The organism is Flavobacterium aeripolare (genome assembly GCF_013294025.1).
In the GTDB taxonomy this organism is placed as follows: Bacteria; Bacteroidota; Bacteroidia; order Flavobacteriales; family Flavobacteriaceae; genus Flavobacterium.
In genome coordinates this window covers 35,265-49,431 of the sequence record NZ_JABSNL010000005.1, presented here as the reverse complement: position 1 = coordinate 49,431, position 14,167 = coordinate 35,265, and the positions used below count along the sequence as shown (strand labels likewise).

The window sequence follows — 14,167 nt, the reverse complement described above, 5'->3', positions numbered from 1 at the left end:
CCATTCGCTGTATCTTCTGTTGCCATATCCCGATTTTTCGGGATTTGCCACCAGAAGGATGCCGCTGCTGTCGGGGGTAATTATAACGTTTAGATTTTCAAGGAATATTTCCCAAAAACAATCAAGAAAATTCCATTTTAAACATAAAAAATAACGCTTTACTTAGTCCATTTTTTTTATTCAAAACCAACTTTTTATCGCTGTAATTCACGCACTATTGCTTTCAATTCAAGATCGATTTGCGGGTTAGAAATGTGTCCTTTTTCAGTATCGAAGTTCGCATCAAAATTAGGCAATGAAAATGTTGCTTTCACCTCCGTACCAAAACGAGGAAAGGCTGCTTCTGCAATTGCTAAAACAGTTGCTCCTCCTCTTCCACCCGGTGAAGTAGCCATTAAAAGCATTGGTTTTCCCTGAAAAACCTCTTTTTGAATGCGCGTACACCAATCAAATATATTCTTAAAGGCTGATGAGAAGTTTCCGTTATTTTCAGCAAGAGAGACCACCAAGAAATCAGCTGAAGCCATTTTATCTAAGAAGCTTTGCGCCAAAGCATGTTGGCCAATTCCCTCTTCAGCATCAACGCTAAAAATAGGCATTAAAAAATCATTTAAATCTAATACCTCAACTTCGCAATTTTCAAAAAGTGAAGCTGTGTAAGTTGCTAATTTCTTGTTGATTGATTTTTTACTAGGACTGGCACCAAAAGCTACTATTTTCATCGTTTTTTTTATAAAGTTAGTAAATCTAGAATAGCAATCTAGGCTAGGCAATTAAAACTTATGTCTGCTTTGTCATCTTTAGAAGAATCTTTAGCCGAATCTAGACGATTAGAAGTAAAGTAAACAACAACACTACACTCGATTGTTGTACTATTTTTACGATAAGACTGAATTGGGTTTTTCTTGCTTTGTAAGTCGTGCTTAGGTTGCGTGAGATGCTTTCAGCACAACAAGATTGAGGAAAACTTTTGTGACCTAGTAAAGCATTATTGGTTTGTGTGAGATCCTTTCAGCATAAAAAGATTGAGAAATGCTTTTGCAACTAATTAAAACTTGCTTGATGTAAATAGAATGCTTTAAGTATGACAAGATTGAGGAATGCATTTGTGATTTAATAAAGCGTAATGGGATTGTATGCGATGCTTTCAGCGTGACAAGATGGAGGAATGCATTAGTGATTTAGTAAAGCGTAATTATATTGCGTGAGATGCTTTCAGCGTGATAATATTGAGGAAAGTTTTTGTGATTTAATAAAGCGTAATTGGATTGTGCGAGATGCTTTCAGCGTAACAATATTGAGGAATGCATTTGTGATTTAGTAATGCGTAATTATATTGCGTGAGATGCTTTCTGCAAGACGAAACTGTAAAACACCAATATCATGGTTAGGAGAGAATATCTAGTCTTATTTCAAAAATTCTAATAACAACCACGCCCTACCCCCGATTGTAATGAAAAGCATTTTGACAGGATTCCCTATTTTTTATTGTCAAAAAAGAGCGACTGAAAGAAGCTCCTTTTATGGCTTTTAAATAAAGGGAAGACAACAAAATCTTGTAATGAAAAGTGGGATTTTGGTTCAAACAAGATTATTTGTACGGCTGGCTGTAGATTTTAATAATTAATCGCTTGAATATTATAGAATGTAAATGGTTTACGCATGTACTTTCAACTTGACAATACTATAGAATTGTAATGGATAAATAATTGAATGTCTAAAATTAAAAAACTACACCTCTCTCCACCACATTTCACTATCGTTAGTTTTCGCAGTGAACAACTCCCCTATTTTTGGAACAATATATTTTAAGTTTTCGGTGGTTGCCTTAGCTGTGAAGCGCTCTACGGGATCAGTCCAAGAATGCTGCGCTAGTACGAAACCTGCCCAATGCACCGGCATACAATTGACAACTTTAGCATCGATGGCTGCTTGAATACTTTCTTCGGGATACATGTGGATTTGGTGCCAATTTTTATTGTACTGTCCACATTCCATGAAAGCAAAATCAAATGGTCCTAATTGGTCGCCTATTTCTTTAAAATGTTTGCCATAACCGCTGTCACCACTAAACCATATATTTTCTTTGGCGGTTTTTAAAACCCAACCACCCCATAACGATTGTGCGCGATCTCCCACTCCACGTCCAGAAAAATGACGTGTAGGCGTGAATGTAATCGTGATGTCTTTGAAGGTTTTGTTTTCCCACCAGTCAAATTCAGTTATAATATCCGGATTTATTCCCCAAGAAACCAGGTGTCGCTTGACACCTAGAGCCACATAAAAGCAACCTACCTTATCTTTTAATCGCAAAATACTATCGTAGTCTAGATGGTCGTAATGATCGTGTGACAGTAGCACCAGATCTATGTGTGGCAAATCATTAATTACATCCAGTGCATGCTCGCTAAAACGCGCAACAGCAAAAGGTGCTATGGGAGCCGCATCAGGACCTAACATGGGGTCAATTAGAATATTCACTTGATTTAATCGCATGTAAATAGCCGAATGTCCATACCAGATACTCTGCATTAAATCGTTTGAATTAGCAAAATTCTGATTATTGAATGGCTTAATTTCAAGAGAATTTACTGGTGTCTTACCTTTCTTTTCGAAAAATTGTTTCTTTAAAAACGATGGTAATTCTGACCACGAGAAATCCATAGTAGTTTCCTCCATGTTTTCGAATATCTTGCCTGTCCAGTTCTTCGATACAGAATACCGTTCTAAATCTGTTGCTGAAGGTTTGGCTCCAAATTGCTTTAAAAATTTCATCGATTGCGTGTTTATGTCAATTTAACAAAAAGATAAAAACCTGCAAAATTACTTTTGCAGGTTTTCCCTAATTACTATCTATATTACTAGGATAGAATCTATCATTCTTATTCTATTCTCTCAAGAATTACACGTTAAAACGGAAGTGCATTACATCACCATCTTTCACAATGTATTCTTTTCCTTCTACTTTGAATTTACCTGCTTCTTTACATTTAGCTTCTGAACCGTAGTGAACGAAATCTTCATAGGCGATAACTTCAGCACGGATGAATCCTTTTTCGAAATCAGTATGGATTACTCCTGCTGCTTGTGGCGCAGTTGACCCGATGTTGATTGTCCAAGCACGAACTTCTTTTACACCTGCTGTAAAGTAGGTTTGTTGCTTTAATAATTTGTAAGCGGCACGAATTAAAACTGATGCTCCTGGCTCAGTTAATCCCATGTCTTCAAGAAAAACTTGACGCTCTTCAAAACTTTCTAGCTCAGTAATATCAGCCTCTGCTCCTACTGAAAGAATAATAACCTCAGCATCTTCGTCTTTTACTAATTCTTTTACTTGGTCAACATATTTATTTCCGTTTACTGCTGAGTTTTCATCTACATTACATACATATAAAACTGGTTTTGCAGTAATTAATTGAAAACCTTCCATTAAAACTTCTTCGTCATTACTTTCTAAAGTAATTGTACGCGCTGATTTTGCTTGTAAAAGATTTTCTCTGATACGATCTAAAAGCGCTTTCTCAGTGATTGCTTCTTTATTCCCAGTTTTTGCTGCACGGTTTACTTTTTCTAAACGTTTCTCTACAGTATCAAGATCTTTTAATTGCAACTCGATATCAATTGTCTCTTTATCACGAATAGGGTTTACATTTCCATCTACGTGAACGATATTATCGTTATCAAAACAACGCAAAACGTGGATGATAGCATTACACTCTCTAATGTTTCCAAGAAATTGGTTCCCTAATCCTTCTCCTTTACTAGCTCCCTTAACTAAACCAGCAATATCTACGATATCAACAGTCGCCATCTGTACGCGCTCTGGTTTAACTAACTCTTCTAGTTTGTTAATACGAGGATCTGGTACGTTTACCACTCCAATATTAGGTTCTATGGTACAAAAAGGAAAGTTTGCACTTTGCGCTTTTGCGTTAGACAAACAATTAAACAAAGTTGATTTTCCAACATTAGGTAATCCTACAATTCCTGCTTTCATGATATTTATATTTACTTATAGCGATGACAGCTACACGTTTCTGTAATTACTTTAAAATTTGCAAATATACCATTTAATATATGTAAGTGACTAAAATCGTTTAATTAAAGTTTTGACCTATTTATGAGTTGTAAAAATTTAGGAATCAACAATAACACGCCTTGTTTATAGCAACAAAATAAATTAACACCTCTTTAACTACTTATTATTAATTAAGCACACAAAAGCGTTAAAGTATTAAAGTTTTGTTAAAAAATTAGTATATTGCGACAGTAATAAAACCAAAAAAAACCAAAACTATTAAATTATGAAAAAAATCACATTATTATTTTTGTTATTGAACGTCAGTTTCCTTTTTGCCCAAAAGGAAGTCACTGGAGTTGTTAAAGACAATACTGGAGGCGGACTTCCAGGAGTAAATATTATAGAAAAAGGAACAAACAATGGAGTCTCTACTAATATAGATGGAGCTTACAAAATAAAAGTTAAAGAAGGAGCTACCCTTGTGTTTACTTATATAGGTTTCAATAAAGTAGAGAAAGCAGCCACAGGCAGCACTATTAATGTTATATTATCTGAAGAAGGAGGACAAGCATTAGACGAGATTGTCGTTACAGGAACACGTACTGCTCCTCGAAGCAATACTACTACTGCGCTACCTATTGATGTTATTTCTTCAAAAGATTTAGCTTCTACCGGACAAGCCACATTTGACAAAGCATTACAGTACAAAATTCCGTCTTTTAATACGGTACAAACGCCTGTAAATGATGCAACGTCTTTATTAGATCCATACGAAATTAGAAATATGGGACCATCTAGAACGTTAATCTTAATTAATGGAAAACGTAAAAATTTAAGTTCGTTACTTTATGTACAAACTTCGCCAGGACGTGGAGAGACAGGTGCTGACATCTCTGCTATTCCTACAGATGCAATTGAAAGAGTTGAGATTTTACGTGATGGAGCTTCTGCTCAGTACGGATCTGATGCTATTGCAGGTGTTATGAATATCATTTTGAAAAAAAGCACAAAAGGTGGTTCAGCAACATTGCGTACTGGTATAACTACTGAAGGCGATGGAGAAATGATAGGAGTAAGTTTAAATAATGGCTCAACAATTGGTGATAAAGGGTATATTAATTATACTGTTGATTTCTCAAAAGTGAATCAGGCTAATCGTCCAGGTAAAGTAGACGCTCAAGGAGAAGCTAATGACTTCCTAAGTGGTTCTGCTGCCGATGTTGCTACAGTGAATTCATTTCTATCTAAATATTCAGATGCACGTAATATAAACGGATCCCCAGAGACTGCTGCTGCTAAATTCTTAGTAAATGGTGGTAAAGAAATGAGCGAAACTTCTTCACTTTATTATAATGCTGCTTACGTTTACAAGAAGGTAAATTCATTTGCAAACTATAGAACACCGTACTGGAAACAATTATCAGATTTACCATATTTGAAAGACTTTTTTGGTAATGGTACTGACGCTTCTTATGAAGGATATGTTCCTACATTTGAAGGAGAGCTTAACGATTACAACGGTACTTTAGGATACAAATCAACCGTAAATGACTGGAATACAGACGCAAGTATTACTGTGGGTGGAAATTCACAAACATATGCTGTTAATAACTCTCAAAATCCATCAGATATTAAGGATGCAAATGGAGAAAATATTTACAGAGAAAATAGCCCTATTTCATTTAGACCAGGAGGAACATCTTTCAATCACATTGTTGGGAATTTAGACATTTCAAAAGTTTTATCAGATAAAATCAGTATCGGTTTTGGTACTGAGATGAGAACAGAAACTTTTGAAGTAATCGCAGGTGAACAAGCTTCTTGGGATGGTTCAGGTTCAGATTCATTTGCTGGAAACTTACCTGAGAATTCAGGAAAATACAATCGTTACAATTTAGGTGGTTATTTTGATGTTGCCTTTGATGTTACAGAAGATTTCTTAATTAACGGTACTGTTCGTTACGAAGATTATAGTGATTTTGGTGGTGCTACAGTTTGGAAAGTAAGCTCTAGATACAAATTTGCTGAAGATAAAGTGACACTACGTGGATCTGTATCTACAGGATTCAGAGCACCAACATTACACCAAATATATACTCAAAAATCACAATATTCATTTACACCAGGAGAAGGAATTCAAATAAGTGGTATTATAAATAATGTTTCGCCACAAGCGCGACTATTAAACATTGACCCATTGGATGCAGAAAAATCTACTAATATCACTGTTGGTGTTGGACTAAAGCCTTCAAGAAACTTTAATTTTACTGCTGATTACTACAATATTAAAGTAAAAGATAGAATCATATTAGGAGATAGAGTAGCAACACAATTTGGTGATGTAGCTTGGTTTGAGAACTCATTTGACTCTAGAACATCAGGATTAGATGTAGTTGCAAATTACAGTAATATCGAATTAGGAGCAGGGAAACTTGGTTTTAACTTATCTGGAAATATAACTTTTGAAAATAAGAGAATATCGCCACTTAAAAACGATAACTTCAGCCCTACTTTAGACGCTTTGATGTTCACTTCAAGACCGGAGACAAAATGGATTTTAGGCGCTAACTACGACCTAGGTAAGTTTAATTTCTCTTTAAACAACACTTACTTTGGAACAACTACATTTAAACAAGCTGGTCTTAGCGATGATTTAAGAACAGAGTTTATTCCTAAAATTATCACTGATCTTGGAATTACATTTTCTGCAACAGAAAAGTTAACGTTTTCATTCAATGCAAACAATATTTTAAACATTCTTCCAGAATGGCAATTTAAAGCTGAGAATGCTGCTGGAACAGCTCTTTTAAGCGATGCTGCAGCAGTTAAAAACCAGTACAATCTTATAACGTTCAATGGTAGATATGATATTACTACCTATGATGGTTCACAATTTAGCCAACTAGGTACTATGTTGAATTTATCAATGAACTACAGATTTTAATTGAGTTTATTTTTGTTTGAAAGAGGAGCGTCTATTGGCGCTCCTTTTTTTATGAACAGTTTTTGAGTAACCATCTTGTCGTCGAAGTGAATAATTCTATAATCTTTAAAGATCACACTATAACAACCTAGCGCGTATTATACTGTAAATTTGCTTTATAAATATTTAAACAAACTATTATGAAAAAGATACTTATAGGAATGGCAGCAGTTGTATGCTCTCTTTCAATGCAGGCACAAATTAAAAATGTAAAATCTGAAATTACTACACGAGTTACAACCATTAAAGATTCTGATGGAGAGAAGCAAATGGTAAAATCTAGAGAGACTAATGAAACGCAAGCAATCGAGTTAAAAGACGCCGATTCGAATTCATTAAATAAGGACGCAATTGTTTCTCCAGTAGACGTAACATCTACTACTAAAATCACCGCTAATGGTGTAACGAGAATGATAGACGTTGATCGATCTGCTTACTACGACCTAGATGGAAAAAAATATAAAATTAGCACAGATAATGTAGGCTATAAAGTAACATTCCCTGATGGACAAAATAGCGGCGTGTTAAGAAAAACATCTAACAACAACTACATTTATAAAACAAATGACAAAACATCATACGGTTACTTTGATAAAAGTGGAAATCTAATTTTAGAGAATTATGATGCAGCTAGCGATAGTGTAATAGTAACTACTTTTACTGTAGATAAATAATCTATTTCCAGATAATAAAAATTCTCAAGTCCTAAGCAAACAAATTGTTTAGGACTTTTTTAAGCTATAATTCAAAATTCTTCGGCATCTCAAGAATTTATGAAAGCATTTATTTTAAGCATAAAAAAACCTGAATACAATGTACTCAGGTTTTATTTATTACTTCACTTGAAGTGAATTTATTCGTTGTGTAAAAAAGCTTGTCTATTCAACAAAGTTTCTTCAGATTCTACGTGATTATCATCAGGAATACAACAGTCAACAGGACAAACGGCAGCACATTGTGGCTCATCATGAAAACCTTTACACTCTGTACATTTTCCTGGAACAATGTAGTAAACTTCGTCAGATATAGGCGTTTGCGCATCATCAGAATCTACCTCTGTTCCATCAGGAAGAATTACTTTCCCTGTTAATTTAGTTCCGTCTTTATATCTCCAGTCGTCAGCACCTTCATAAATTGCAGTGTTTGGACATTCTGGTTCACATGCACCACAGTTAATGCATTCGTCAGTTATTATTATCGCCATGATTCTAGTCTTAAATTGATCGTTATACCATCTTTAAGCAATCCGTTTCTATAAAGTAAATATTGTTTTAAGATATTGCTTTTTGACTTTCGGTTTAATTATGCTTATTTTTGTGCAAAATTACAATCAAAACAATTCATAAACAAACATTATGACATTAGAAGTTAAAAAAAACATTTTCATTGAATTAGGTCACTTTTTAAAGCAATTCAATAATAATGAAACCGTTAAGAACGAAAATGTCCTTAAAAATGATTTGTTTTTTAATGAATTTAACAAATTAATAGAATTATCGCAATCTCATAACGGCTGGTATACCCCAGAGCAAGTCTACTTTGCTATACAATCATGGGCAGAAGCGTTATCAAAGGAAAGCCTAGAGCAATGGGTTTCAAATTATGATTTTGATACTGTAACCCCTAAAAATGTTGCATTAATTCTAGCTGGAAATATTCCATTAGTTGGTTTCCATGATTTTCTTTCAGTGTTGATTACAGGTCATAGCGTACTTGTAAAAACCTCATCAAACGACCAACATTTATTGCCTTTTCTTGCTAAATACATCATTGCATTAGAACCGCAATTTGCTAACAAAATTACTTTTGTCGAAGGAAAATTAGAAAACTTTGATGCTGTTATCGCAACAGGAAGCAACAACACAGCACGCTATTTTGAATATTATTTTAAAGACAAGCCTTCGATTATTAGAAAAAACAGAAATTCGGTTGCCGTTATTAATGGGACAGAATCTAAGGAACAATTAATTGCACTAGGTGAAGATATTTTTAGATATTTTGGTTTAGGTTGTCGCAATGTTTCTAAGTTATTTGTACCTAAAGACTACTCTTTTGACGCTTTTTTTGAAGCTATTTTCGAATATCAAGATGTGATTCATTATGAAAAATATGCTAATAATTACGATTATAATAAGGCTGTATTTTTAATGAGTAATTTTAAACTGCTAGATAATGGATTTTTGACATTAAAAGAAGACGTAAGCCATGCCTCGCCTATTTCCAGCGTTTTCTATGAACGTTATGAAAACTTGGAACTTTTGCAACAGCGATTACATGACGAAAAAGACCAAATTCAGTGTATCGTTAGCAATGATTTGATCGAAGGTAGTATTTCATTTGGAGAGACTCAAAAACCGCATTTATGGGATTATGCAGATAATATTGATACTATATCGTTTTTGTTAATAACATAATCTAAAATTGGTTAATTATTGCGAATAATTTAACAGATATTCAAGTTGTATTGCCGAAATTTGCTTCTTAAATTTTCGGACATAAACTACACCATGAAAAAACACAACTACAGCGCCGGACCTTGCATTTTACCACAAGAGGTCTTTGACAAATCAGCTCAAGCTATTTTAAATTTTAACGAATCAGGGCTTTCTATTTTAGAGATTTCACACCGAAGTAAAGATTTTGTATCCATCATGGATGAGGCTAGATCACTAGCTTTAGAATTATTAGGTTTAGAAGGAAAAGGATATCAAGCATTATTTCTTGCTGGCGGTGCTAGTTTAGAATTTTTGATGGTTCCTTACAATTTAATGAAAGAAGGCGGAAAAGCTGCTTATTTAGACACAGGAACATGGGCAAGCGGAGCAATTAAAGAAGCAAAATTCTTTGGAGAAACAGTTACTGTAGCATCTTCAAAAGATCAAAATTATAATAACATTCCTAAAGGATATACTGTTCCTGCAGATGCAGATTATTTTCACTGCACGAGTAACAACACCATCTTCGGGACACAAATGAAAGACTTTCCATCTGTTGATATGCCAGTGGTATGCGACATGAGTTCAGATATTTTTTCAAGAGTTTTAGATTTTACTAAATTTGATATTATCTATGCTGGAGCACAAAAAAATATGGGACCTGCTGGAACTACTTTAGTAATTGTAAAAGAAGAAATTCTTGGTAAATCAGGCAGAACGATTCCAAGTATTTTAGATTATGAAAAACATATTAAAGCAGAGAGTATGTACAACACTCCTCCTGTTTTCCCTGTGTATGCTTCATTGTTAACATTACAATGGTTGAAAAAACTAGGTGGTGTTGCAGCGGTTGAAAAATTAAATAATGCTAAAGCCGCTTTATTGTACGCAGAAATCGATAGAAATCCTTTATTTAAAGGAGCTGCTGCAATTGAAGACCGTTCTAATATGAATGCCACTTTTTTATTGAACGATGCTGCACATACAGACACTTTTGACACGATGTGGAAAGCAGCTGGAATTTCAGGAATTCCTGGACACCGTTCAGTAGGAGGTTACAGAGCGTCTATGTACAATGCAATGCCCATTGAAAGCGTACAAGTTTTAGTAGATGTTATGAAAGCTTTAGAAAACAAAGTTTAAAGTTTAAAAGTTTAAAGTTAATTAAACAACGTTAAACAGAATGAACATTAAACAAATTAAACAAAAAAATATAATGAAAGTATTAGCGAATGACGGAATTTCTAAAAGCGGTATTGAAGCTTTAGAAAAAGGTGGATTTGAAGTAATAACTACAAAAGTAGCTCAAGAACAAATTGCAAATTATGTAAATGAAAATAACGTAAGCGTTGTTCTTGTGCGTAGTGCAACAAAAGTTCGTAAAGATATTATTGATGCTTGCCCCGGATTAAAAATCATTGGTCGTGGTGGTGTAGGTATGGACAACATTGATGTTGATTATGCTAAGAGCAAAGGAATTCATGTAATTAATACTCCTGCTTCTTCATCAGAATCTGTGGCTGAACTAGTTTTTGCTCACCTTTTCTCTGGAGTACGTTTCTTGCATGATGCAAACAGAAACATGCCACTTGAAGGAGACAGTAATTTTGACGGTTTGAAAAAAGCGTATGCAAATGGTGTTGAATTAAGAGGTAAAACTTTAGGTATTGTAGGTATTGGCCGTATAGGTCAAGCTACTGCAAAAATGGCATTGGGACTTGGAATGAAAGTTATCGCTGCTGATAGCTTTATACCAACAGTAGATATAAAAGTATCGTTCTTTGACGGTCAATCAATCACAACAACAATTACATCACAATCGCTAGAATCTGTTTTTAAAGAAGCTGACTTTATCACTCTACATGTACCTGCACAAAAGGGGTATATCATTGGGGAAAAAGAAATCGCTACAATGAAAGACGGTGTAGGAATTGTAAATTGTGCTCGTGGTGGTGTCATTGACGAAGTTGCTCTAGTTAAAGCATTAGACAGCGGAAAAGTTTTATTTGCTGGATTAGATGTTTTTGAAAACGAACCAACTCCTGAAATGACTATTCTAATGAATTCAAAAATCTCTCTAACTCCGCATATTGGAGCTGCAACTGGAGAAGCACAAGATAGAATAGGAACTGAATTAGCGTCTCAAATCATTAGTTTAATTGGATAAACAATCCTGACTAACAGATAGTTACAATAGCGATTATTCAATTTATTTGGATAATCGCTATTTTTTTGGTATATTGTACCTGAAACCAAAAATAATTTAAAATATATGTTCGAACAATTAGCACAACAATTTGGAGTAGATTCTGTAATTAATAATCCTGCTGTACCAAACGAAAAAAACGAAGCTGTAATAGGTGAAGCAAGTAACTCAGTAATGAGCGGATTGCAAAAATTAGTTTCAGAGGGTGGTATGGATCAATTAGCTGGACTATTTCAAGGAAACAATGCTGCTGATAGCAACAACCCGGTAGTGCAAAAGCTAACACAAGAGCTAACTGGTAACCTAGGTCAAAAATTTGGATTTAGCGCATCTGATGCTACTGGAGTGGCTTCTAAATTAATTCCACAAATCTTAGGATCATTAGTAGGAAAAGCAAAAGACCCTAACGACTCAAGTTTTGAAATCTCAGATATTATTGGCGCTATCTCTGGTGGAGGTGACAATGCAGGTATCATGGATGCAATATCTAAATATGGTGGCCAATTTGGTTTAGATCAAAATGGTGACGGAAAAGTAGACATGAGTGACGCAATGGATGCAGTGACTAAAAAAGGCGGTATTGGCGGAATGTTAGGTGGTCTTTTTGGAAAATAAGATTCTCATTCACATAAAAATATTCAAAGCACTTACAATCGTAAGTGCTTTTTTTTGTTAAAATAGAAACCCCCGCAGTCAAAATTTCGTAATTTTAAGAACAAACCACTAATTATGAAAACATTTATAACCACAATACTACTTGCCGTTATCTTTTGTAGTTGCAATGCCGCAAAAGAACTTCCCCGGCAACAACAAATTACTACTTCAAGCGTAAGTGATACTACTAGAATTGCAAACGACGAACTAGAATATGAGGTAATTATTATTGATCCCGGTTATAGTACCTGGTTAGCTTCGAGAGCTTTTCCTAGAAATTATCACTCCCAATCTTTTTTAGAGAATAAAAACCGACTATGGGTAGACGAATGGAATCGCAGAGTATTACAACCCTATCGCTATAACCCAAACTTGTATGAAATGACCATAAGCTACGACCACATTACTGATTATGGATATGAAGTAAATTATCTGATTTATAATTATTTTATCTATTTTCAAAATACCTACAAACAAAAACTATTTGGTTACGTTCCCACGAGATAATCTTAGTATATTTGTAATCATTATAAATAAAAATGAAGAAATTAAAAGAGCGTTGGGGCATAACATCTAATTTTCAATTAGCAGTCATATTTGTAGTATTTGCAATTACAGGATCAGCATCGGCATGGTTATCTAAACCTTTATGTGCATTAATTGGCTTTACAAAAGTAGATTTGGGTCTACTTTACACCCCTATACGTTTAATTATGATTTTCCCAATATATCAAGTACTATTGGTAATGATAGGCTTTATCTTCGGACAGTTTACATTCTTTTGGGCTTTCGAAAAAAAAATGTTACGCAGTATGGGACTAGGCTTCTTGTTTAAGAATTAGCGTTTCCCTTTAATTAAATAAGTGTAAATCCAAGTTAATGTAAAGGTTGGAATCACATCTGTAAAGGGTAGAGCTTCTTCGATAAAAGCAATTATACCTCCTACTTTTCCCACAGTACCTTTGTACATGCGCGTCATTAAGTATCCCGCAAGAGGTGCCCACACAACATCTGAAAATTCGCCTACAAAGGGTATTGCAAATGATAACATTCCTATAGCATCAAATGCAATACCAAGTATTAGATTTCTATACATGACTTCTTTTGCGACAGCAAGATCATTAACTTCCATAAGTAAATATTAAATTATTCAATGGATCTATTGCAAATTGAGTGCCATTTTACTTGAGCTTTTGTTGAAAATACATTTTTAATTTATCGATCTTAGGCGTTATTACATAAGAGCAATATCCTTGCGCTTTATTTTGATTATAATAATTGTTATGATATTTCTCAGCCGGATAAAAATGCGGTGCCTGTGAGAGTTGGGTAACTACAGGACTACCATAAACATTTTCATCATTCAATAACTTAATATATCCCTCAGACATTTCTTTTTGGAAATCATTTAAATAAAATATTTCGCTTCTATATTGCGTTCCTATATCATTTCCTTGGCGGTTTAAGGTTGTGGGATCGTGAGTTGCAAAAAACACCTCTAATAATTCGCCAAAACTCATCTCTCTATTGTCAAAGGTTATTTTTATGGCTTCGGCATGACCAGTTTGTCCAGTACAAATTGCCTCATACGTAGGGTTTTCTATCTCCCCTCCTATGTATCCAGGAATGACTTCACTTACTCCTTTAAGTTCTAAAAAAACTGCCTCTGTACACCAAAAACATCCTCCAGCTAAAATCGCAACTTCTGTATTATTTATATCCATTATCTACTTTATTTTCTCTTTTTAAACATTATAAGACTCGTTATAAGCCATTCTTCCAAATTTAAGCTATTTCTAAATCATAGATAAATAGTTAACTAAAATTTATAAGTTGTTGCGCACCAAATATTCTTATAATTATTAAAA

14 protein-coding genes are annotated in these 14,167 nt (G+C 34.3%); 8 read left to right on the top strand and 6 right to left on the bottom strand.

Annotated features, from left to right (window positions below):
• Positions 1-194: 194 nt before the first annotated feature.
• From HNQ00_RS07395 to ychF, 3 genes are all read right to left on the bottom strand, one after another.
• The gene (locus HNQ00_RS07395; protein ID WP_173837691.1) at positions 195-722 is read right to left on the bottom strand and encodes an NADPH-dependent FMN reductase; all 528 of its coding nucleotides are present in this window, start codon (positions 720-722) and stop codon (positions 195-197) included.
• Positions 723-1,731: 1,009 nt separating this feature from the next.
• Complete coding sequence (locus tag HNQ00_RS07390) at positions 1,732-2,775, bottom strand: MBL fold metallo-hydrolase (protein WP_173837690.1); 1,044 nt, start codon at positions 2,773-2,775, stop codon at positions 1,732-1,734.
• Positions 2,776-2,902: 127 nt separating this feature from the next.
• Positions 2,903-3,997 carry a redox-regulated ATPase YchF gene (ychF, locus tag HNQ00_RS07385; RefSeq protein WP_173837689.1) on the bottom strand — a complete coding sequence of 365 codons (1,095 nt, stop codon included), beginning with the start codon at positions 3,995-3,997 and terminating at the stop codon, positions 2,903-2,905.
• A 307-nt stretch (positions 3,998-4,304) separates the two neighbouring features.
• On the opposite strand from ychF, the gene HNQ00_RS07380 reads away from it, so the two are divergent.
• Together HNQ00_RS07380 and HNQ00_RS07375 are read left to right on the top strand one after the other, a co-directional pair.
• Positions 4,305-6,965, top strand: a complete 2,661-nt coding sequence (locus HNQ00_RS07380; protein ID WP_173837688.1) for a TonB-dependent receptor — start codon at positions 4,305-4,307, stop codon at positions 6,963-6,965.
• Positions 6,966-7,144: 179 nt separating this feature from the next.
• A complete protein-coding gene (locus HNQ00_RS07375; RefSeq protein ID WP_173837687.1) occupies positions 7,145-7,678 on the top strand; it encodes a hypothetical protein in 534 nt (177 codons plus the stop codon).
• A 179-nt stretch (positions 7,679-7,857) separates the two neighbouring features.
• On the opposite strand, the gene HNQ00_RS07370 is transcribed toward HNQ00_RS07375, so the two are convergent.
• Complete coding sequence (locus tag HNQ00_RS07370) at positions 7,858-8,208, bottom strand: 4Fe-4S dicluster domain-containing protein (protein WP_173837686.1); 351 nt, start codon at positions 8,206-8,208, stop codon at positions 7,858-7,860.
• A 151-nt stretch (positions 8,209-8,359) separates the two neighbouring features.
• Between HNQ00_RS07370 and HNQ00_RS07365 the strand changes: the two genes are divergently transcribed.
• The 6 genes from HNQ00_RS07365 (at position 8,360) to HNQ00_RS07340 (ending at position 13,141) form a co-directional block, all read left to right on the top strand.
• Positions 8,360-9,418, top strand: a complete 1,059-nt coding sequence (locus tag HNQ00_RS07365; protein ID WP_173837685.1) for an acyl-CoA reductase — start codon at positions 8,360-8,362, stop codon at positions 9,416-9,418.
• 93 nt (positions 9,419-9,511) lie between these two features.
• Positions 9,512-10,582, top strand: a complete 1,071-nt coding sequence (serC, locus tag HNQ00_RS07360) for a 3-phosphoserine/phosphohydroxythreonine transaminase (protein ID WP_173837684.1) — start codon at positions 9,512-9,514, stop codon at positions 10,580-10,582.
• Between the two features lie 73 nt (positions 10,583-10,655).
• Entirely contained in the window at positions 10,656-11,606 is a 951-nt protein-coding gene (locus tag HNQ00_RS07355) for a D-2-hydroxyacid dehydrogenase (protein WP_173837683.1), read from the top strand.
• Positions 11,607-11,711: 105 nt separating this feature from the next.
• Positions 11,712-12,260, top strand: coding sequence for a DUF937 domain-containing protein (locus HNQ00_RS07350; RefSeq protein WP_173837682.1), 549 nt, complete (start codon positions 11,712-11,714; stop codon positions 12,258-12,260).
• A 114-nt stretch (positions 12,261-12,374) separates the two neighbouring features.
• A complete protein-coding gene (locus tag HNQ00_RS07345) occupies positions 12,375-12,806 on the top strand; it encodes a DUF6146 family protein (protein WP_173837681.1) in 432 nt (143 codons plus the stop codon).
• A gap of 32 nt (positions 12,807-12,838) precedes the next feature.
• A complete protein-coding gene (locus HNQ00_RS07340) occupies positions 12,839-13,141 on the top strand; it encodes a DUF6787 family protein (protein ID WP_173837680.1) in 303 nt (100 codons plus the stop codon).
• Here the strand turns inward: HNQ00_RS07340 and HNQ00_RS07335 are convergent.
• Together HNQ00_RS07335 and msrA are read right to left on the bottom strand one after the other, a co-directional pair.
• The gene (locus tag HNQ00_RS07335) at positions 13,138-13,431 is read right to left on the bottom strand and encodes a hypothetical protein (RefSeq protein ID WP_173837679.1); all 294 of its coding nucleotides are present in this window, start codon (positions 13,429-13,431) and stop codon (positions 13,138-13,140) included. The two genes, HNQ00_RS07340 and HNQ00_RS07335, sit on opposite strands and share 4 nt — an antisense overlap.
• A 49-nt stretch (positions 13,432-13,480) precedes the next feature.
• A complete protein-coding gene (msrA, locus tag HNQ00_RS07330) occupies positions 13,481-14,023 on the bottom strand; it encodes a peptide-methionine (S)-S-oxide reductase MsrA (protein WP_173837678.1) in 543 nt (180 codons plus the stop codon).
• Between the last annotated feature and the right edge of the window lie 144 nt (positions 14,024-14,167).

Excerpts from the sequence above, each read along its gene's own strand:
- HNQ00_RS07365 (WP_173837685.1), top strand. The coding sequence starts at position 8,360 with ATGACATTAGAAGTTAAAAAAAACATTTTCATTGAATTAGGTCACTTT.
- HNQ00_RS07390 (WP_173837690.1), bottom strand. The coding sequence starts at position 2,775 with ATGAAATTTTTAAAGCAATTTGGAGCCAAACCTTCAGCAACAGATTTA.
- ychF (WP_173837689.1), bottom strand. The coding sequence starts at position 3,997 with ATGAAAGCAGGAATTGTAGGATTACCTAATGTTGGAAAATCAACTTTG.
- HNQ00_RS07355 (WP_173837683.1), top strand. The coding sequence starts at position 10,656 with ATGAAAGTATTAGCGAATGACGGAATTTCTAAAAGCGGTATTGAAGCT.
- HNQ00_RS07375 (WP_173837687.1), top strand. The coding sequence starts at position 7,145 with ATGAAAAAGATACTTATAGGAATGGCAGCAGTTGTATGCTCTCTTTCA.
- HNQ00_RS07380 (WP_173837688.1), top strand. The coding sequence starts at position 4,305 with ATGAAAAAAATCACATTATTATTTTTGTTATTGAACGTCAGTTTCCTT.
- HNQ00_RS07350 (WP_173837682.1), top strand. The coding sequence starts at position 11,712 with ATGTTCGAACAATTAGCACAACAATTTGGAGTAGATTCTGTAATTAAT.
- HNQ00_RS07345 (WP_173837681.1), top strand. The coding sequence starts at position 12,375 with ATGAAAACATTTATAACCACAATACTACTTGCCGTTATCTTTTGTAGT.
- HNQ00_RS07335 (WP_173837679.1), bottom strand. The coding sequence starts at position 13,431 with ATGGAAGTTAATGATCTTGCTGTCGCAAAAGAAGTCATGTATAGAAAT.
- serC (WP_173837684.1), top strand. The coding sequence starts at position 9,512 with ATGAAAAAACACAACTACAGCGCCGGACCTTGCATTTTACCACAAGAG.
- HNQ00_RS07370 (WP_173837686.1), bottom strand. The coding sequence starts at position 8,208 with ATGGCGATAATAATAACTGACGAATGCATTAACTGTGGTGCATGTGAA.
- msrA (WP_173837678.1), bottom strand. The coding sequence starts at position 14,023 with ATGGATATAAATAATACAGAAGTTGCGATTTTAGCTGGAGGATGTTTT.
- HNQ00_RS07395 (WP_173837691.1), bottom strand. The coding sequence starts at position 722 with ATGAAAATAGTAGCTTTTGGTGCCAGTCCTAGTAAAAAATCAATCAAC.
- HNQ00_RS07340 (WP_173837680.1), top strand. The coding sequence starts at position 12,839 with ATGAAGAAATTAAAAGAGCGTTGGGGCATAACATCTAATTTTCAATTA.